The organism is Anaerotruncus sp. 80 (genome assembly GCF_009936115.1).
Taxonomy (GTDB): Bacteria; Bacillota; Clostridia; order Peptostreptococcales; family Anaerovoracaceae; genus Senimuribacter; species Senimuribacter intestinalis.
Map to the genome: position 1 here is coordinate 24,356 of NZ_QWES01000008.1, position 21,129 is coordinate 45,484.

Consider the following 21,129-nt stretch of genomic DNA (forward strand, 5'->3'; position numbering starts at 1 on the left):
TCTAGGATTCTCTAAACTTTTCTCTTCCTTCTTGCATATATAATGAAGTTGACAATACTGAAACGGAGCGTATTTTATGTTTTATTTTATGATTGCCATTGGACTTATTTTCGCCTATATCAACGGTATGCACGATGGCGGCACCATCGTTGCCACCACCATTTCCTCTCGGCTTATTCCGCCTGCGAAAGCCGTTTTTATCGCCGGGCTTGCAAACCTTTTAGGGGCTCTAGCACTGGGTACAGCAGTGGCCTACACCGTATCAGAAAACATCATTGATATCACGTCAGTTCTTGCCGGAAGTTCTGACCAGTGCTACACCTTTGTGGCTGCTTCCTTTGCAGGAAGCATGGTCTGGAATATCCTGACCTGGATCATCAAACTTCCCTCAAGCGCCTCTCACTCTATGATTGGCTCCATGATTGGCAGCGGTATTGCCGCTTATGGCGCAGGATACATACTTTGGAACTCTATCTTTGTAAAAGTCATTCTCGCTATGCTCATATCCCCTCTGCTGGGATTTATCTTCGGCTATTTGTTCCTGAAATTGCAGAACACCCTTTTAAAAAACGCTACCATCGTATGGCAGCCCAGGATTCGTATTCTGCATAAACTGAGCAGTTTTTTCCTAGCGTTCAGCTATGGCAGCAATGATGCCCAAAAGGTCATGGGACTTATCGCCATCGGCCTTGCCGGATATTTTTCCGCAGGAATTGAGATCCCATTCTGGCTCATCGTAAGCTGCAGCGCCGCTCTTGCCATCGGTACTATCACCGGCGGATATAATATGATTAAAACTGTGGGCATGGAAATTTGTAAAATCGATATTCACAATTCCTTTGCCTCCCAGATTGCTACCATCAGCGTAATGACCCTTGCTAACCTGACCGGACTTCCCATCAGCGCCACCCAGGTCATCACCTCCTCGGTCATGGGAGTCGGCAGCGGCAATACGCCTAAATCCGTCAACTGGACTGTTACAAAAAAAATTCTCCTCGCGTGGCTGATTACCATTCCCGCCTCGGCAGCAACCGGCGGCCTGGTCTTCCTGCTGCTTCACCTGATTTAACTGGTAGAAAGGAACTCGAATATCATGAAAAGAAAACCAAATTTTTTCAAGAAAAACGAAAGACCCGATTTTCACTCCATGTTGCTCAAACAGTGTGAATATACATCCAAAAGTATTTCCCTGCTCTTAAACTTTATGAATCAGCCAGACGACCAACTGGCAGATTCTATCGAGCAATGCGAAAAAAAAGCCGATAAGGTCAGAAGAAGCCTCATCGACTATGTAGAAAACTCTTTCATCACACCCCTTGATCGTCACGATCTATTTGCCGTGTCCCGCTCTATCGACGACATGACAGATAAAGTCAAGGATTTAAAGGATTTTCTGGTATTTTTCAGCTATACCCCCTTTGAAAAGCACGTAGAAATGGCACGCTGCATTGCAAGTTCCATTCTCGCCATCACATCAGCCATGGAAAGCTGGAACGATAACTGTGATGTTTTCTGGGAAAATCTAGTCAAGGCAAAGAAGAACGAAAACCAAGTTAAGAGACTTTACTGGGAAATCATCGCAGAACTTGACAAACAGACGCTTCCCTTAAAGGAAATCATTATTATGCGTGAATTTTCTAAAGACCTTAACTGCCTCGCCAACAAGATTGGTCGTGCCGCAGACAGTATCAGTGATTTGAAAATCAAGTCCATCAAATAACATACAAACTGCATTTACAGAACACCACTTTCATGGAGCAGATGAATCCGAAGCGCTGCGGACAATTCTCCATAAAATTCAGCTTCAGTCTTTTCCTCCGCAGCCAAAAGTTCTTTCACCTTAGAGAGTCTGTAGCGAATGGTGTTTTGATGACAGTTCATAGAAAGGGCGGTAGCGTTGATATCGCCCTTTTGAAATACCCATTCCTGACAGGTAGAAAGGTATTCCTCTCTGCCCAAAAGCGGTTTTAAGAAGCCTTCCGAAAAAGTTCGCATGGCTTGCGTATTTGCTAGAGGCACCAGATAGGAAAATGCGCCGATTTTCTCATAGTTTGCATATTCTCTACCTTCTGCCATGCTGGCGGCAAAGGTATGAAAACTCTCTCGAAGACACAAGTCCAACGCCTCGTGAGGCGGGTGAATGTCGCTTCTGCTAAAGTATACAGCCCCTTCAAAGGATAAATTGTCGCACACTTCCTTTAGAATCACTTCAAAACCTTCAAGGTTTTCAGAGGCGGCAGTCAGAATCACAAAAACACCGCCATCATAACGGCACAACAGACTTTTTTTCTTAAGGGCCTTGTTCATATAAAAGTTTCTGAAAATGCGCGTAGTCTTAAGCCTCTCTCCCTTTGCCCTAGGTCGCACGTAAACGGCCTGCGCATGCTCTTTAAAAAACAGTGAAAGGTTCTTGCAAATACGGCTTACCTCATCCCCTGGCATGTCGCCTTCTATCATTCGTTTAATCATCTGTTCGTCTAAAATCTGCGTGTCATCTCGCTGCACCGCTTCCATGATTTCGTAGACAATATTTTCAAAATACCGCTCCAGCCCAAAAACAAAGATCGGGTAGTTCTTTTCCCTGGAAAAATCCAGTACCTCCTGAGGCAATGTATCAAAGATGACACTCTTAAAGGCAAAAGCAGAAGTTCCCATTTCGTACAGCGCCTTAACCGCCTCCAGAATTCTGCTGCTGTCCGACTGTGCGAACAAAAGAGAGGAAATGACAAAGCTGTCCCTCTCAAAAGGCGCCTCATTCTGATAGTCCACACCCTCAGCAAACTCATAGTCCATAATGCCAACAGAGCAGACCACCCGGTCAAGCCCCCTCTCTCCGGAAAGAAGCCTAAGTCCCTGCAAACTTTGCAAATGCAGCAGATCTTTTACTTTTAATGCCATCTTTTCTCTCCTTTCTGCTAAAAACAAAACGATGGGCACAATGAATCACCCATCGTTTTACGAAGTTTTATGCTTACATGATTAAAGCAGCCCGCCCGCCATTTTACAGTTCTCTAAGAAACTCTGTGAATTTATCCAGTCCTTCACGCAGGGTTTTGGAATCGTATGCGTAGCCGATTCTGACTGCTCCTTCCATTTCAAAACACTCGCCCGGTGTAAAAAGCACACCCTTTTCAAAAAGGAGCTTTTTGCACAGTTCCTGTGATGGTATGTCCTTATTATAATACACTAAAGCTGTGGTTCCTGCAACAGGTCTGAGATATTTTACTTCTGGGGTTTCATTCACCCACTGGTCTAAAATCGCTCTATTTTTATTTAATATGCCTCTGTTTCTTGCAAAGATTGCCTCCTTATGAGCAAGGGCCAGTGAAGACAGCGCATCATCTACCACGCCGCAGCTGATGGTATCGTAGTCGCGTCTTTCGTGGCACAAATGCAGTGCAGCTTCGTCCTTAGTAACAATCCAGCCCATTCTAACGCCTGCCATGGAAAATACCTTGGACATGCTGCCTACAGAAATACCCTTGTCGTAAAGATCTACGATGGAGTGCATATATCTTTCATCCTCAGCAATACCTCTGTATACTTCATCGCAGAGAACATAAGCGTCCACGCTCTTTGCAATTTCAATGATTTCCTGCATAATATCTACCGGAATCCATGAACCGGTCGGGTTATTCGGATTATTGATGGTAATCATCTTGGTTTTTTCATCAACTAAGGACCGAAGCACATCAAGATTTGGAAGATAATCATCCTCTAGGGTCAGCTGCAAAATTCTTACATCTGCACCGATGGACTCCGGAATGGAGTAATGCTGCTGGTAAGTCGGCATAACGGAAACCATGTTGTCATCACGACCAATCAACGTAGTAATCACCTGATTATTTGCACCGATTGCACCGTGAGTTGGAATTACGTGCTGCGGCTTTACGTCTTTATAAAGGCTCGCAATGCCGGCAAGAAGCTGCGGAGATCCAAAGATATGACTGTAGGAAAGGCGCAGGTCTGCAAGGCTTCTCATATAGCTATCCACATCCTCCCCTGCCAGTTCTAACAGTTCTTTAATAGTAATAGAATCTACGCAGGTTTCTGCCAGGTTATATACCGCCTGCTCTTCATACTCATTCATCCAGCGTTCTACTTTAAAAGTTTTAATATCCATGTTTTTCCTCCAATTCTTTATTACAGATTTACGGTTTCACCAAGACCCTGCTCCAAAGCCTTTGAAAGCGCCAACTTTGCAGTAAGCAAATCTAACAGTGCCGTGCCAGTTGCATCAAATACGGTAATCTGCTCATCACTTTCTCTGCCGCAGGTCTTTCCTGTGAGAATTTCTCCGATTTCCCCTGCGATATCTTCTGCCTTTAGGATGCCCTTCTTGATTGGAATCTCGATTTCACCTACATTGATGCACTGCGGTGTATCATCGGTAAATACCCTTGCGCCGTCAAAGATTTCTGCGTCGATTTCCTCCTTTCCACTCATGTCAGCGCCAATACAGCTGAAATGAGTGCCCGGTTTTACCCACTCCTTGCGGATAATCGGCTCTTTGGACGGTGTCACCGTAATGATGATATCGCTGTCCCTTGTGGCAGCCGGTAAATCTGTCACCGCCTCAAAGACTGCCCTACAGTCCTTCATCTCAAAAGTTTCAGTTAGAACTTCCGGCATAGACGCTGCAAAACGCTCCGCATTTTCCTGGCTCAGAGCATCGTAAACATAGACCTTCTCGATATCAGGAAGCTGTGTCAAAGTCGCAGCCACCTGAAAAGTTGCCACATGACCCGCGCCTACTACCATCAAACTTTTAGAATCTTTTCTTGCAAGGAGCTTTGCACCGATTGCGCCTGCCGCGCCAGTTCTGATTCCTGTAATGTGACTGCCGTCTAAAATTCCCTGCGGAACGCCAGTCTTTGCATCCATAACCAGAACGGTTCCAATCAGCGCTGGAAGATCCTTCTTTGTGTTTTCGCCAAACCAGGATACCACTTTTAGACCGAAAATATCGCTGCCTTTCAGCCAGCCGGACTTGATATCCATGTCTGCTACGCCCGGTTCAAATTCATGAAACACCAGAGGAAATACCGCAGTCTCTCCCATAGCTTTTAGACGGTATACTTCCTCTACCGTGCTGATAACATCGGAAAGCTTCAGAACTTTTTCTGTGACTTCCCTGCTCAATACTCGTAATGTAAACATCTCTCATTTCCTTTCCAAAACTACGCTTCTTGTCTAAAATCTATTTAAAGTATATCAACTTTGAAAAAGCAAATGTTTTGTAAAATTCCAGAACTCCCGCCGCTTTTTTTGAAAATTATACAAGAGCCCCCTTTGAGAAGGCAGTTCACTGCTTTCTCAAAGGGGGGCTTTCTATTATCTATTGAATGTATTTAACAAGAAGTTTCATCACTTCATCGATGTCGATTGGCTTTGCTGTATGAGCATTCATACCGCAGTCCAAACTATGCTGGATATCTTCTGCAAATGCATCAGCTGACATAGCAATAATCGGAAGATTATTATCCTCACGTTCAAGCGCACGCACAGCAGTGGTCGCCTCATATCCATTCATTACCGGCATCCGAATATCCATCAGAATTGCATCATAGTAGTAAAGCGGTGACTGACTCATTTTATCAACACAGATCTGTCCATTTTCTGCCCACTCTACTTCAAATCCAACTTCCGTCAAAATATCATTGGCAATCTCATAGTTCAGTTCATTATCCTCTGTCAGCAAAATTCTTTTCCCTGAAAAGTCATAACTTGCTTCCTTTTCTTCGTCTGCCGCTTCTCCCTGAAGATAACGTTTCAGCCCATAATAAAGGGTAGATTTAAAGAGCGGTTTCGCAATAAAGCCGGTAATGCCTGCTTCCAGCGCCTGACGTTCTATATCACTCCAGTCATAGGCAGAAATTAAAAATACCGGAATTTTATGTTCTACTCTTCTGCTGATTTCGCGCATAGTATGCACACCATCCATACCTGGCATTTTCCAGTCAAGGAGAACCACCTGATAGTCCTTGCCTTCTTTATGTTTTGCCTCAATCATTTCCAGTGCTGCTTCACCGCTAAGGGCATATTCTGCTTTAACTCCCAGTTCTTCCAAGGCTGCGACCGCACTAAAACAAAGATTTTCGTTGTCGTCAACCACCAGCACTCTATCAACCGACAGTGTCATCTCCTCTTCTTCTATGGTCGCCTTCTTTAAATCAACAGTAATGCGGAATTCGCTTCCTTTTCCCAGTTCACTTTCTATTTCTATGGTGCCGCCCATGGCATCAAGGATATGTTTAGTAATTGCCATTCCCAGACCGCTGCCTACAGTCTTCTCTACCGCCATAGATTTTTCTCTGGTAAAGGAGTCAAATATCTTGTCCATAAATTCCGGACTCATGCCGATTCCGGTATCCTTAATACGGAACTGATTTCTGACATATTCTTCGCCTAAAGGAGAATTTTCCTGCACTAAATATACATTGATAGTACCGTCTTCCGGTGTGAACTTATGAGCATTTGAAAGCAAATTCAAAAGCACCTGATTCAGACGCACGCTATCACACATAACATTCTCAGAAACAATCTTCTGAATAAAAATATCAAAATGCTGATTCTTCGACTTAAACTGTGGCTGCATAATCTGTACGATATCTTTCATTGCTTCCCGCAGAGAAAGCTGGTCCATAGAAAGGTTCATCTTTCCACTTTCTATCTTAGACATGTCGAGAACATCGTTAATCAGTCCAAGCAGGTGTTTGCTGGACAATTTAATTTTCTGCAGGCAATCATCTACTCTGCTGCTGTCTCCCTCATTCTTAATTGCAATCTCCGTCATGCCGACAATGGCGTTCATCGGTGTTCTGATATCATGGCTCATGCTAGAAAGAAACTCGCTCTTAGCTGCATTAGCATGCACAGCTTCTCTCTTTGCCTCCTCCAGTTCCCGCATTTGTGTCTTCATCATTCTGTAATAAAGCAGGAAAATCAGAAGCAGCATAATCAGGATGGTGCCACCAGCTGTCAGCATAGCAACAGCACGCACTTCGTCCAACTCATAGACAATCTTGTCCAAATCCCCAAACGGCATAATACTGATTAAGTACCATTCCGAATCGGACAGCTCCGTCATATAGAGATGTCTTCTCTCTCCATTAATAGAAATGACAGTGGAGTATTTTATATTTTTCGCAATCGCTTCCTCTAATTCCGCTGCATAACTTTCCTTGGTTTTTCCATTATAGGTTTCTAAGGTTGCCATCATTCGGTCAAAAAAGTTGTCTCTAAAAGCATCGCCGCCACGAATAACAAAATCCCCATCGCTGTTAATGATATGGGAATATGCAGTCGTATCCTGCTCATTTAAAAACAGATTCTGGCTGATATACTCCATAGAAATGCCTGCAACGATGACATCACTTTTCTTTCCGCCACCCATATCATATTTGACAGGTACAGAAAGCATCAGCATGCTCTGTTCATCCGCCGTATATGCACGTGAAATCTGTTTACCATCCCCTCGCAAAAGCTGCAGAAATTCCGCCTCGTCGAAAGGCTGTATTTCCTCTCCGAAAATTCGATAGAAATCTCCTTCTTGGGTGTAAAGGGCTAAATATTGAAAATCCCGCACACGAACACCTGTCTGCAATTCTGCAATCAGTGCCTCACCGAAATCATATTTCTCCGGTGGTGTCCTTTGAATCAGTCCTTCTATCTGAGAAATTCGCAGCTCAACTACCGTATCAAATTTCTGCTGAATCTGACGGTTCATCTCTGCCATATAGATTTCACCGATTTTACTGATGGAGGATTCGCTCTTATCCTTCATAAACATAGTAACCCCGGCGAGAACAGCAGTACTCAAAACCGCTGCGACTATAATGCTGATTAATAAATATCTGCTAAAATTTTTCTTCACATTCTTTCTCCTTATTTCAGCAATCCTTGAATTGCCTGAATAGTAACGGCATAATCTTCTTTCAGGCAATCTATATATGCCTCCAGACCATCGGTGTCTTTCGCCCTCAACTTTTCTGTCAAAGCGTCTGCCGATACATGAAGTTTATCAAAACCTAAATTCTGACAAACACCTTTAATGGTGTGTGAAGCCCGGAAGGCTTCGTCATAATTGCCTGCTGCTAAAGAGTCGCACAGCAGCTGATAGCTGCCATCATCTAAAAATTTCAGCGCAAACTTTTCAATTCTCTCATCTTTGCGCAGGCGAGAAAGTACGCCTTCGTAGTCGCCGCCCATCATTTCATAACATTCTTTTACTGTCATTTTTACTCCCTCACTTTCTCTTCTTCCTCTTTGTTCTGCGAAGTCGCAAGCAACGTGTCCTTCATGGTTTCATCATAAAAATAGTAACGTCCTTTTCCACCTTTCTTTGCAGTATATAAAGCGCAGTCCGCACAGTGGTAAAGCTGCGTATAATCTGTTCCCACATCGTCGGATTTTGCAATGCCCATACTGATTGAAACAGAAAATTCATTAAACATGCTGTTGATTGCCGTAAAGATACGTTCAACAACCATCTCTAAACTGGTTCTGTATTCCAGGAACAACATAAATTCATCTCCGCCAATACGTGCTGCAATATCAGAACTTCTAATACTCTGCGTTAACTTATCTGCCACATACTTCAGCACCGAGTCACCAAAAATGTGCCCATACTGGTCGTTAGCTGACTTAAAATCATCTATATCAAACATAATGAAAGCAAAGGAATGATCCGGGTTTTTCTGCATGCGCTCCACCATCATTTCCGTGGCAGCAGCTCTGTTATAAAGACCAGTTAATCCATCTCTTGACGACATTTGCTTCAGAATGGATAGCTCGACATATTCTTCATGAATGTCAGTAATCTTTCCATAGAACTTTACAAAGGAACCTACACCTTCGCTGCCTTCACTGCTCCAAATGGTCTGTGCAACGACCCGTTTCCATCTTGCCTCGCCTGCCTGCGTCATTTCAAAATCCAACTGAACAATTGGATTCTCCGGTGACGTCTGCTCCAGACATTCAATAAGCTTCTGTATGTTTTCTTTCCCGAAACAATTACCTAAGCTCTCATCCTCCATAGGATTTAGGATATTTTCAGAAATTCCCAGCACTTTAGCACCCCACGCTGATACTGTAAGCAAAGGGGGCGCTGCTATATATTCAAACTGAATTTCCTTGGACATCTCCGCATAAAATTCATTCTTTTTCCGTTCATATTCCAAAAGACGCATAGCTTTGTCCACTGCAGAAAGTTCCTCACGGTCGGCAATGCTGTCGGAAATATGATAAAACTCCTTGTCTAAGCTGGAGCCCAGTGTCTCATTATCCATGACCTTGCGCACTTCCTCTTCGTTGTCTCTAAGGCACTCCATAATCAACGGATTAAATGCGCCGCACTCCCCATGCAAAATCATATCTATGGCTTTTTCGTGAGAAAAGGCTTTTTTGTAAACGCGCTCACTAGTCAGCGCATCGTAGACGTCCGCCAAAGCCACAACCTGCGCCGCAATAGGAATTTCCTCACCAACCAGACCGTTAGGATAGCCTCTTCCATCGTATCGCTCATGGTGTGACTGACAAATGTCAATCGCAACCTTAACCAGCTCCTCATCTTTGTAAAAAGGAATGGCCTCAAGCATAGATGCGCCCAGCTGAGAGTGAGTCTTCATAATGGCAAACTCTTCATCGGTTAGCTTGCCCGGTTTATTTAAAACTTGATCGGGAATGCCAATCTTTCCGATATCGTGCAGGGCCGAAGTGACGGAAATCAGCGAAATCTGCGCCGGGGTCAGGTTATACTTATCCGTCTTCCTCGCCAGACTTCTAAGCAGCAGTTCTGTCAACGCCTGTACATGAATGACGTGCATGCCGCTTTCGCCGTTTCTAAATTCAACAATATGGCTTAAGATGGAAACTAATAGTCCGCTTCGCTTCTCAGTCTCATAAATTTGGTCTGCAACCATAGTCGCCAGCTTCTTCTGCTTGGCATAAAGCATGATGGTGTTATTCACTCGCCGGTAAACCACAGAAGAGTCAAAGGGACGCGAAATAAAATCCGTTACCCCAAGTTCATAGGCCCTTGCGATATAATCGGTGGAATTCTCTGCGGAAATCATCACCACAGGAATATCTTTAATCCAGCGATTCTGATTCATCACCTCCAGCACACCGAACCCGTCCATGCCCGGCATAACGATATCTAAAAGTACCAAAGAAATTTCCATATTTCTTTTCTGGAGAATCATAATGCCTTCCTCACCATCTTCTGCCTCCAGAATTTCAAATTCTTCCTCTAAAATATCACTTAAAATCAGACGATTCATCTCTGAATCATCTACGATTAAAATCTTTTGTTTTTCTTTGCCTGCCATATCTAAATTTCCTCTATAATTCAAGCTTTAGTCTCACTTTAAGTATACTAAAAAAAGGACTTTTTTGAAAGTCCTTTTTTAGTATATGTGGATATTTTTATCTACTTAATCATTAATGTCTTCCACGCTGTAATTCAGACGATACTGGCGGGAAGAATAGGATTTATAAAAGAGCTGGGAAATACGCTGCACAATGATATAGGTATCATCCGGTTTAGCGCACTGCACCAAAAGCACGAACTGATCATCTGCCACTCTTGCACAAATATCAGACGAACGGATAGAATCTAAAATCATAGCCTTCAGTTTGTTTAAAATGGTGCTTTTCTTATCAATTTCTGCAGCACCCGTCACATTAAACAAAATGAGATAATAATTCTTGTTTTCACGCTTAGCAACCTTGGAAGTCAACTCATACACGTGCTTAAACATATCGTAGGTGCAGTAAAATCCACCTCTGTCTGCCTGCTTATCCCGATTGTCATTGAGTTCTTTTTTTACTTCTGATATCTTAAGAATTTTTGACTTGTTCTCTTCCTCAATCAGTTCATAAAGTTCTTTAAACTTTGGTGACAAGCCCGTTCCCAGTTCTTTGTAAAAGGCTTCATTAATCTCGTCGTAATATTGAATCGCCTTGTGATATTCCTGGGTCTTAATCAGTCCCTGTATGTAAAAGTAATGCAAACCCTCATAGAAAGGTTCTCGCAAAATTGCCTGATAATCAATCTTAATCATTCGCTCATATTCGCCCTGATTAATCAGATATTTGCAGATTCTTCCTACAATATTGGCAAAGCTTGCTCTGTACCATTCTGCAAGCTGCATAATCCAAAAATGCTGAGAAGACGTCATATAGAGGTGTCCGGTATAAAGATCCATAACTTTCATGGCTGACTTGTACTCTTTCTCTGTCAGTTCCACTTTTCCTTCCAGTTTTTGAGAAATCTCAGTGAGTAAATCCGTATCCAGAACAAATCTAATCTGATTTGTAATTCTGTATCCGCCTTTGCTGGAAACAATCCAGTCAGTATCATCTCCAAATAATTCCTTCAAGGATGCTCGCAGGCTGTGGATAGTGAACTTCAGCGCACTCTTTGGATTCTTACTCTCACTCCAAAGTGCGTCATAAAGGTCCTCATTAGAAACAATTTTTTCATGATTGAGCAGCAGATACTGCAAAAGATTCAGCGGCTGCTTGTTTAAATGCTGCGTCATATTATACTTCGTGCCTTGATAGCTAATGACGAATCCACCAAACATGCGAACACACACAAAGTCATTTTTGGACATACCTATACCTCCGATTTCCGCCACATAAATGTACCTCTATTATATAGGTAATTCCCAGTCTATGTCAATAAGATTTGCCGTCATTTTAGAAGGTCTGCCAAATATCCCTCGTCTTTTTTGTGCGTTCCTTTTATTCTCTTATACTCTTTTATGGAATCAACCAGTAATTCTGCACGATTTCCAAAATATTCCTGGTAAAATGCACTGCTGTTGTCATACTTTCTTCTGCCGCAGCGGATATATTTCTTTGCAATTCTTTGCCTTAACCGATGACTTCACCTTTTCAAATTCTGCAGTCATTTTTTCTGCAATGATAAGAAGCATTTCCAGCTCAGGTTTCGTGCAGTATTTCTCTACACTGATGATTTTATCTTTATAATCTTTGGGGATTCTCAGCTTGTCGCCAAATCCGTCACCGATACGAAAAACCTTCACCTCGCCTTGATAGAGATTTAATGCCGTTTTTACTGCACTGTTTTTCTCAATCTGTCTCGCATGATAAGGGGTTACATTCAAAAGGTCATCTTCGGAATACTTCAAACAGTTATTTTTCAAAAGAATCCTCATGATTTCCAGTTCGTTAGAGCCTTCGCACATCATAAGAATTTTCATGCCATCAGCTCCTTCTTCATCTTCATCAGTGTCTCGTAATCTACTGCTGTATTAAATGCATTACAATAAAACTGTTTACTCTTTAAAAGCTCGGATCTGACATTGTACTCGCTATACATGTTATACAATTCCACCTTATCTGACGCCTTGGAAATCCATATATTATCCTGCCTGTTAAATAAATCCAGCACTTCACAATAGTGGGTGGTAAAAATTAAAGAGGCATTTTTTCTGTTTACATTTTTATCTTTATATAAACTAATCATATTTTCGACCAGCGTCTTATGAAAGTGATTTTCTATTTCATCAATCAAAAGGTCAAATCCATTTTTGAGAGAAGCTACCATCAAAATGTATAAAAAAATTCCTTTGGTCGTTCCGCTGGAAAGAAAATGCAAAAGTTCGTTATCCGATACAACTTCTTCACTGCTGCCGTAAGCTAATCTGTAATTATGCGCATCTACACGTTCTATTTTTTTAATATTTTCGTCGAAAATCCTTATAATGGTAAGAAATACCGATTCTTCTATCTCGTAAGCTTTCATTGCCTTAAAAAGAAGCTGATATGTGTCTGTGCCGCTTCCGAAACTATCAAAATAAAAAGCCTGCGTTCTTTTCTTCTCCAAAGCAAAGAACAGAATAGAGGTATCCTCCGGCAATGCACCCAAATCCTTTAACTCTGTGAAATCTTCCAAATCAAAAATACCGTTTACCTTGGATTTATAATACGGTTTCTGATACAAATGCTGACTTACAAAGTTCGCTTTGTTTCCAAGAGAGCTGTCGCCTTTCAATTCCGTTGTATAGCGATAGATAGAATTCTCATGAAAAAAAATGATTTCAAGCTGAATTCCGTCGTAATGATAGTATTTTTCCTCAAGTCTAAAATTGCCGAGTATAGAATAGCAGCAATCCAAAAGCTCTATTGCACTCGTTTTTCCAGAGGCATTTTTTCCTACAAATGCCATCGTATTGAACACATACAAATCTTCCGCTATCTTTTGAAGCTCGTACTCTTTGTCTTCAGCAGTCTTCTTAGATTTTGCCGTAAAGTCTATCGTAAAATCATCTTTACAATTCTTGAATCCATTCGCTTTTACTCTCAATAATTTCATGTATATCACCTCTGTTTATAGTATACACCAAAAAATGATTTTAAACAACATTTTTGTTTAAAATCATTTTTTGATTTTGTATGAAAGCCTACCCTGTATCATTTCCTACTCTGCGATATAATCGCTCCTTTTTATCTCTATACTTTTAATACCGTTGACAAATTTCATCTGTATCATCAGTTCAAGCAGTTTGATTCCTGTTTTCAAAGGTTCAATGACCTGCACACAACTTCCGACCTCTTTTTAAGCAAGCTGCACAGCATCTGCCGCCCGGTTCATACCGGTGCAGCCTAAAATAACGGTGGTAATCCTGTCTTTTTCAAACTCTTTGCAGCAGCTGACAAGCCGCTGGATTAAATCATTTTCCCGAAGCTCCAGCACCGTCAAATCTACCGGTTTTACTAAAGCGATATGCGCAGCGCCGTGGCTCTTTGCTCTTCACTAAATCATGGTAGCAGGCCTTCCTCACTTTATCTTTATTCGCCCTGACAAATAAATCCGCTGTTTTTTTGTAACCGTTACAATCAAAACCACTAAAAAACCCTTGAAAGCGCTCAGCCGGTGAGTCTTTCAAGGGTTTTCATTCTTACTTATTTGCCAGTTGCTGTTTTGATTAGTTCTTAGCAGCTGCTGCAGCCTGCTGCTATGCTACTTTCTAGCAAAATCGGCTTGCTATTGTGAGAGTTCTTAATTCTGCACATCAGTCATCTGATATGTAGATTCTCACTTCAATCTCTCTATTTCTTCTTGAACTTTTTCCCTATCCCTGATTCCTCTTTTTTGGGATTTGAGAACTCTATATCTACACACATATTGGATAGTTATATGAAATATGGGATAAATTTTTTCAATTTTGGGGTTTTAATAGTAAGCATGAGCGCTAAAGCTTGGCGTTTCTATAGGGGTAATCACTATTGGTTCTTTATTGGCAAGTCCAAACTTACTCACTTCCTCATGTAGTTTGCTTTTCATTACGTGTGTGTAAATGTTCAATGTGACAGTAATGCTCGAATGCCCCATTAGCATCTGTACCACTTTGGGCTCCATACCAGCTTCAAAACATCGTGTTGCGAAAGTATGCCTTAAGGAATGTGGGTGAAAATCTCTAAACTCTCTAGGTTCCCTATTTTCTTCCATTGCACTTTGTGCTTCCTTTGTTCTCATTCGATTTAACGCTTTTTTTATTTCTTTATCTACAATATATCTGCTGCAAGGACTTCCCATTCCGGTTGTGAAAACTAAGTCTTCAAATTCACCTTTCCCTCTCCAGCGTTTACCCAATTCCTTTTTTAAAACTGATTGCTTCTGCTTCTGTGAAAGAAGAATTTCTTCCATTTCACCAATAAAAGGAATTGTCCTAATTGAGTTCACAGTCTTTGGTGTCGTAAGAGCCTGCCGCTTAACACCATCAACATAATTGCAGCTAAGTGCTCTTTCAATTCGGATTGTCTTATTCTTAACGTCTATATCTTTCCACTTTACTCCGCCTAGTTCTCCAACTCGCACTCCTGTCAAACACATAAAATATGCAAGTTCTCGATACCAATTGTCCTCCATTGCGCTCAAAAATTCATTTTGTTCTTCCTGTGATAATGCAACTTCCTCTTTAGGGCGTCTAAAAGACCACGGCACCTCTATTTGAATACAAGGATTTGCTGGAATAAATTGATTTGCAACAGCAAATTCCAAACATTCACGAATGCGTCCCAAGTTGTCACGCATGGCACTGTGCGATGCACCTGCCTTTTCCATCGCGTTAATCGTATTCTGAATATCTATTGGTCGGATGTCTGTAATCTTCATTCGTCCCATATAGAATCCAAATGTCCTTTTGTAGCCGTTTCTCATAGTGGGTCTGCTGGTTTCTTTAACCTTATGGCACTTTACATTTTCAAACCACTCATGAAACCAGTTATCCAAAGTAAGATTTCGTTTCAGATACTCCACCTCATTGGCAGCTTCTTCTTTTGCCTTTTCAAAATCTACAACTAATGAATCCAAGTCTCTGCTATATATATAAATACGCTTTCCTTTAACCATTGCTCTGGCTTCATATCCACCAGATTTACTTTTTCTAATTCCCTTCGGTAATTTCTTTGCCACGATGTGTTCCTCCTAAATTCAATTTATTTGGTATACCGCTATCAAAGTACCATATTCCCCTAAAATGAAACAACTCTGCGAATTATTCTATCGCAGAGCTGCATCACTAATTATTTTCTTCTTTATAACATTTATTAGTGTTGCTTTATCTGTGCCAGCAGCCATTTATCAAGTAGCAGTTTATGTGCATATCGCCGGTTTCCAAATCGTATAACAAAAATAGCCTCATTTGCTTTCATAAGTTCTCTCGTTTTTGTTAAGCCTAAATTCAGATATGCTGCTGTTTCTTTAACATTGAATAACACTTTTTCATTTCCTTCCACAACAAATCCCCTCTTCCGTTTACATCTAACCCTGCCTTAGTCTAATATATAGTAGTCGTACCCTCTCTTGATTCCGCAGTAAGTACAGGCTTCCCTTTCTGTCTAATCTGAATTTACTCTCCATATCTTCCCTGATTTAACATGGTTAAACTGCGTCAGGCACTTTGAACAAAGTGTAATCTCTAAAGGATATGCTTTGGTCAATCCTAAGCTGTACTGCAGGCGTGCATCTATCTCCTTCATGGTGCTGTTCTTTAGATATCCGACCTTTTTCATTAAGCGTCGCTTGTCAATGGTACGAAGTTGTTCCAATAAAACAATCGAATGGTTCGCAACACCTTTTTCATCAAACAATTCTACGTGTGTTGGCAATTTAGGTTTTCTCTTTCCTGTGATTGCTGCAACAATGACTACCGGACTATACTTGTTTCCAATATTATTCTGCACAACCAGCACCGGTCGTCTTCCCCTTTGCTCACAACCCTGTGCTTCTCCTAGCTGCGCTATGTAAATGTCTCCTCTTTTCATGTTTTCCCCTTCTAAACAAAGCAACGCAAAGCAATGATTCTTGTCCAAAAAATAGACCGGTTTCATTGCTTTGCGTATATATTAATGCCTTTATTTGTTCTCAACTCCCTGAGGCGCAGGATCTCAGCAGACGGTCAGCTGCTAACTGACTCCACGGGAATTCCACCCCTCCGACTCCGTCCGAGCTGCCCCCATTGCGATGTCTGTGGCTAGGCAGGCGTATCATTGTCCCTGCAGCTGGTTATGGCATAGCTGATTGCAATTCAGCTTTTTCAGTCGGATGGTTGTCCGCTCGCACTTTTATGTGGTCATGGCGCATCCTCTGATGTGCTGGCAGCTGCAGGAATGTATTTGCTGAGATGACTATTTAATTGTTTCTACTATATATATTGTGAAAAAAAGTCGAATTTGTTCACCAGAAATTTTTCATTTTTTTCAAGATTTTTTCCTTCCGTTTATGTATAGCAGAAACACTAACCCCAAAATGTTCCGCAGCTTGTCGCATTGTAGCAGGCTTTTCTGACAAGTAAAGCATTCCTATCAGTTTTCGTTCATCAGTTTCTAAAGAAAGCAAGGCTCGTTTTAGATTCCAATAATTCTCCTTTTTCAAAAGGGATTCCTCTGGAATGATCTCTGGATTAAGTTCAATCTTTGCATTAAGATTATCCCAGGATATCTCTGATATTTCTTCAGACAGTTTTGCCTGGTAATACAGCCTGTCGTATTCTTTCTTCCAGCTGTAATAATCAGAAGCAGAAACTTCAACAATAATTTCGGCAGCCTCAAAAAACAAATTGTCCGTAATATGTACAAAATATTTCTTTTCGCTTCCCGCAGCATTTATGTAATGATAGAACTCGTTTCCTGTTACCTCTACAAGCCGTTCCGCATGACTATTGGTGTTGAATTCTGTATTTTTAAGTAAATAGATTTTCTGTTTCATAGTTCCGTTTCCTTTCGTTTTGATTTCGTTAAAATTTCAAAACGAGGTCACGGATACTTTGCAAGGTATTCAACCCATTTTTGCTGTCTTAAGTATATTAAATCTATATTTATTTATCAATTTTCATCTTTATCGCTTCATTTCAATTAATGTCAGCTGCCTATTCAGAATATCTAAAATCATTATGTTTCCTCTTAATTTCAGATTGATACTCCCTCTTAAAAGAAAACCAGCCCTCTTCTTAGGCTGGTTTTCTACCATTTCAAGAATCACTTTAATTTCAAAGTATTACTCAAAAAATGCTTATATGCTTTTGTGAATTTTTCTTTACTGTATTTATACAAATATGCAGCTGATTTTGTATAAATACATATAATTTGCATCGTTGCTGACCTCACAATCTTCAATCTCAATACGGTAAGTATGATCTTTTTTCCCATGGAAAGTCAAAGTAAGCGGCTTGCCCGTATTTTTCTTTGCGGTTTTCCGCTGAAGCAAAACGCCGTCATCATCATAAATCTTCATTGTCCCCTGGCTGTAAATATTAATCGTTATCTTAACCTCGCCATTTTTTTCACTCTTGAATGTAAATGTATTTTTCTGCCCCTCTTCTACAACATAAAATTTTTTCGTCTCATTCTCTCTCAATTCACCTTGCTGATTGAGAGGACAGATATAGCTAAGATAACTGGCTTCAAAATCTTCGAAAAAGCTTGGCGTATAAACGGCGGCATAATAGGTACCCGGCTCCAGAATTACAATGCCGTCTTTTTTTTCGTCGTATGGTACAGTATCGGTTTTTCCTTCCTCAAAAGCTCCATCGCGATACAGCCAGTTAAAATCCACTTCCTCAACAGGTTCCCTCAACTGTTCATCCCTGTAAATGCCATAGTATGCACTTGAATCCGGTGCCCCTCCAACATCCTGAGTTACAATGCTGACTTCCTCAATGACCAGTTTTTTTCTAAATCCAAACTTGTTAGACGTTAATCTGGTTTTATTCGAAAAGTCAAGAGTTCGAAAATGTGCAAAAGTATCTACTGACAGTGGCTCCATCGCCTTGCAGTCTGGACTGTCGTCACTGATATGCTGACCCGTTCCAAAATAGAAAAAGGCTATTATAGCAGTCAGTACAATCGCACCTTTTATTATTTTTTTCATCATGTCTTACCCCTATTGTGCATATTTGCATTGCAACATTTTTATCTTGCGCCCGTTTGTACTAACTTAAAATCTGAAATAATCGTAGCCTTAGTTACATCAGCTGCCTGGGCAAAAGTCATCAGCTTATTTTGGCGGAAACCAATTGCCAGTTTATAACATGCTCCTGTATCATCATGAAAATCATTTCCAATCTTTTCACCACTACGGTTTCCCTTAAATCTTGCTATTACATTTTTTTCGACCGCATATGCCATTTCTGCGCGCCTAGGAACAACACTTGTTTTATCTGCTGCATCATTAGTGTGTGTAATTCTACGCCAAGAATATGACCCTGCTTGCATTTGTTGAAAAGCTGAATGGGCGAATGCATCAGTAGCCGTATGCATAGCTACTCCCATTAGAAATGCTTTTTTATCTGCTGCAGTTTTGTTGTTGGTATAGGCGGTTGTACCTATAATACTTTTTACACCGCTTTTTAACTTTCCATAGCAAGTAGCACTTAATCCTATTACATTAGAATTCGTTACAGAAGTATAGCTATCACCGTTGCCCACTTTGTTTGCTACTAGCACCAAGTACTTGTAATTTGCGATATAATTGCAAGTCCCTGTATTTAATCCATCATCTGTAGTGCCATGCCAGCTAAATCCATGAAACTCTGAATGTGAAGTCATTCCTTTAACCCCAGATATCTCTTTGTCAGAAAAGACAGCCCCCGCTTTCATTGCCGCATTAGCAGAATAGGCTTCATGTACACCACTTCCCCAACTGCCATCGACATAAGGGTCTTTTAAGACTTCTACCGACTTACTATTTGGTGCAATATTTGCGTAATCGACCGCCTCCATCAGTTTTTCCTCAAATTCATAAGAAGCAGTTAATTTTTTGTGTTCTGCATTATCACGTTCTACTTTCTTTTGAGGTTGTTCAAGTTTTGCAGAATTTTCTTTAAGCATTTCACCATCTTCATTTTCTTCTACAACAGATTCCAACTCTGCTGCTACGTCATCATAAATTTCAAGTGCATATGCATAATCAACAAGTCCGTATCCACCACCGGAATCTGACAAGCTCTTTGCGCTTGATTTAATGAGAGTTTTTATAAACGCAGCAGGTTTCGTCAAATCTTTGCTCCATAATGCTGCCGCAATACCGGATACTTGAGGAGCTGCAAGACTTGTCCCGGATAAGATTAAATCATCGCCAAAATTGCACTGTGCTAATACTGCTTCACCAGGAGCAACAACATCAACTTCCGTACCTTTTCCACTAAAATCACTTACTTCTCCAGCTGCATTAACTGAACCAACTGCTAATACATTTTCAAAAGCTGCCGGATATTCCACCCCTTCCGTTCCTCTATTTCCTACAGCTGCAACAATTAGAATTCCCTGTTCTTCTGCTGCATCAATTGCCTTCTTTAATGCTTCAGAATATACTGGTGTTCCAAAGCTGATATTAATGATGTTCACATCATTCTCCATAGCCCAGAAAATAGCTTCAACTACGCTGCTAATTGTTCCCTGGTTATTTTCATCCAACACTCTTGCAGAGTACAATTGAATATTGTCATTAGTACCTTGCACATTACTGTCATCTTGCTTCCCTGCTAACAAACTAGCAACACTTGTTCCATGTCCGGTTAAATCTTCATAAAATTCAGTCGTCACTGGTTTATCAGCAATGAAGTTCTTTCTTTTGTAAACTTCAACATTATTTGAATAGTCAACTCCAGAATCAATAATGGCAACTTTAACTTTAGCAGGCACATTTACATTTTGAGCATTGATAGCCTGCAGGTTCCACTTTTCAGCAGCTGGTTTTACCATATCCCATCCAACCTCAACTGGACTCACAATGAGAGAATCTTTTTCAACACATATAATGTCTTTTTCCTTCTCAAGTTGCTCTGCCTCCACTGCAGAAAGTTCAGCTGTTAATGCCTCTCCATTTTCTGTAATGACGGCGTGATCATTCTTTACTTTTTGCGCAGCAGTTGAGTTTTCTGTAATGATAATGTACTCATCTTTTGCAGTAGCTGCTAAAGCGATTCCATCATTTGTAATCCAGCCACATTGAAATACCAATAGAAAGGCAAGTGTAATTACTATTGCCCTGGTCCATTTACAGCCTTGAATTTGTTTTCTCATTTTACTCTGCCCCTTTCTTAAATCTTAAAGTAATGTAATATGAAAGTTGAATTTCCTCAATATTAAGTCTCAAAATTAAATTTCTCATTCAGGAAAAGGGGCACAAAGTATGTTAGTTCGCCGACGGATATCCTCGACTCGTTTCGTCACCTCTTCCTTTGTCAGTTCTACATTCTTTTCAGGATTTTTGAGGAAGTATGCGTTCATGAGATCGCTATTTAATTTCGAAATATCCTCAGCTATTATTATCATTCTATCACAATCTTCTCCATTCTCAAATGGACGTTCCCCATTTAAGTTATTATCGCGGTAACTCCATGCTTGCCATCTCCAAATACGTATTTGAGTAGCAGTATAACTGTCATTTAACTCAGAAAAGGTTGTGGGTTCCTCATCATAAATTCCCAGCACATTATCACAAAAGGAATAAACAGTTGCAGCTGATTTGTCTGCGTTAAGATTATATTCTTCTATATCCTTTTGTCGTCCCTCTCCTGCGTACCATACAACGGCTACTGCCACGCATAACACAATGCAGATAATCTTTTTTAGTTTACCTTTATCCATTTT

At 40.9% G+C, this 21,129-nt stretch carries 18 protein-coding genes and 1 pseudogene; 2 read left to right on the forward strand and 17 right to left on the reverse strand.

Features of this window, described 5'->3' with window-relative positions:
- Positions 1 to 76 precede the first annotated feature (76 nt).
- On the forward strand, positions 77 to 1,069 hold the full coding sequence (locus D1155_RS04405; protein WP_160201188.1) for an inorganic phosphate transporter: 993 nt from the start codon (positions 77 to 79) through the stop codon (positions 1,067 to 1,069).
- 24 nt (positions 1,070 to 1,093) lie between these two features.
- Complete coding sequence (locus D1155_RS04410) at positions 1,094 to 1,720, forward strand: DUF47 family protein (protein WP_160201189.1); 627 nt, start codon at positions 1,094 to 1,096, stop codon at positions 1,718 to 1,720.
- A gap of 14 nt (positions 1,721 to 1,734) precedes the next feature.
- Here the strand turns inward: D1155_RS04410 and D1155_RS04415 are convergent, their stop codons facing one another.
- The 17 genes and pseudogenes from D1155_RS04415 to D1155_RS04495 all read right to left on the reverse strand — a co-directional run bounded on the left by D1155_RS04415 (position 1,735) and on the right by D1155_RS04495 (position 21,126).
- Complete coding sequence (locus D1155_RS04415) at positions 1,735 to 2,898, reverse strand: PucR family transcriptional regulator (RefSeq protein ID WP_160201190.1); 1,164 nt, start codon at positions 2,896 to 2,898, stop codon at positions 1,735 to 1,737.
- Positions 2,899 to 3,001: 103 nt separating this feature from the next.
- Positions 3,002 to 4,123: an aminotransferase gene (locus D1155_RS04420; protein ID WP_160201191.1), complete on the reverse strand. Its 1,122-nt coding sequence runs from the start codon at positions 4,121 to 4,123 to the stop codon at positions 3,002 to 3,004.
- A 20-nt stretch (positions 4,124 to 4,143) separates the two neighbouring features.
- Positions 4,144 to 5,160, reverse strand: coding sequence for an ornithine cyclodeaminase family protein (locus D1155_RS04425; RefSeq protein WP_160201192.1), 1,017 nt, complete (start codon positions 5,158 to 5,160; stop codon positions 4,144 to 4,146).
- Between the two features lie 178 nt (positions 5,161 to 5,338).
- Positions 5,339 to 7,876 (reverse strand): response regulator, encoded by a 2,538-nt coding sequence (locus tag D1155_RS04430; RefSeq protein ID WP_338545979.1) that lies wholly within the window; start codon positions 7,874 to 7,876, stop codon positions 5,339 to 5,341.
- 11 nt (positions 7,877 to 7,887) lie between these two features.
- On the reverse strand, positions 7,888 to 8,238 hold the full coding sequence (locus tag D1155_RS04435; protein WP_160201193.1) for an Hpt domain-containing protein: 351 nt from the start codon (positions 8,236 to 8,238) through the stop codon (positions 7,888 to 7,890).
- A 2-nt stretch (positions 8,239 to 8,240) separates the two neighbouring features.
- A complete protein-coding gene (locus D1155_RS04440) occupies positions 8,241 to 10,331 on the reverse strand; it encodes a diguanylate cyclase (RefSeq protein ID WP_160201194.1) in 2,091 nt (696 codons plus the stop codon).
- 105 nt (positions 10,332 to 10,436) lie between these two features.
- Positions 10,437 to 11,621, reverse strand: coding sequence for a winged helix-turn-helix domain-containing protein (locus D1155_RS04445; RefSeq protein ID WP_160201195.1), 1,185 nt, complete (start codon positions 11,619 to 11,621; stop codon positions 10,437 to 10,439).
- Positions 11,622 to 11,834: 213 nt separating this feature from the next.
- Positions 11,835 to 12,233 carry a hypothetical protein gene (locus D1155_RS04450; protein ID WP_243151014.1) on the reverse strand — a complete coding sequence of 133 codons (399 nt, stop codon included), beginning with the start codon at positions 12,231 to 12,233 and terminating at the stop codon, positions 11,835 to 11,837.
- A complete protein-coding gene (locus D1155_RS04455) occupies positions 12,230 to 13,348 on the reverse strand; it encodes an AAA family ATPase (RefSeq protein ID WP_160201196.1) in 1,119 nt (372 codons plus the stop codon). The genes D1155_RS04450 and D1155_RS04455 overlap by 4 nt, the downstream gene beginning before the upstream one ends.
- Before the next feature lie 243 nt (positions 13,349 to 13,591).
- Entirely contained in the window at positions 13,592 to 13,735 is a 144-nt protein-coding gene (locus D1155_RS04460) for a hypothetical protein (RefSeq protein ID WP_207709510.1), read from the reverse strand.
- Between the two features lie 474 nt (positions 13,736 to 14,209).
- Positions 14,210 to 15,451, reverse strand: a complete 1,242-nt coding sequence (locus D1155_RS04465; protein WP_347560963.1) for a tyrosine-type recombinase/integrase — start codon at positions 15,449 to 15,451, stop codon at positions 14,210 to 14,212.
- Positions 15,452 to 15,585: 134 nt separating this feature from the next.
- Complete coding sequence (locus D1155_RS04470) at positions 15,586 to 15,774, reverse strand: molybdate-binding protein (protein ID WP_347560964.1); 189 nt, start codon at positions 15,772 to 15,774, stop codon at positions 15,586 to 15,588.
- A gap of 201 nt (positions 15,775 to 15,975) precedes the next feature.
- A pseudogene (locus D1155_RS04475) lies at positions 15,976 to 16,302 on the reverse strand (type II toxin-antitoxin system PemK/MazF family toxin); the annotation flags it as partial.
- 412 nt (positions 16,303 to 16,714) lie between these two features.
- Positions 16,715 to 17,245, reverse strand: coding sequence for a sigma factor-like helix-turn-helix DNA-binding protein (locus tag D1155_RS04480; protein WP_160201199.1), 531 nt, complete (start codon positions 17,243 to 17,245; stop codon positions 16,715 to 16,717).
- 336 nt (positions 17,246 to 17,581) lie between these two features.
- Positions 17,582 to 18,409 (reverse strand): hypothetical protein, encoded by an 828-nt coding sequence (locus D1155_RS04485; RefSeq protein WP_160201200.1) that lies wholly within the window; start codon positions 18,407 to 18,409, stop codon positions 17,582 to 17,584.
- A gap of 38 nt (positions 18,410 to 18,447) precedes the next feature.
- Entirely contained in the window at positions 18,448 to 20,559 is a 2,112-nt protein-coding gene (locus tag D1155_RS04490; RefSeq protein WP_160201201.1) for a S8 family serine peptidase, read from the reverse strand.
- 84 nt (positions 20,560 to 20,643) lie between these two features.
- Positions 20,644 to 21,126 carry a hypothetical protein gene (locus D1155_RS04495; protein WP_160201202.1) on the reverse strand — a complete coding sequence of 161 codons (483 nt, stop codon included), beginning with the start codon at positions 21,124 to 21,126 and terminating at the stop codon, positions 20,644 to 20,646.
- Positions 21,127 to 21,129: the final 3 nt, after the last annotated feature.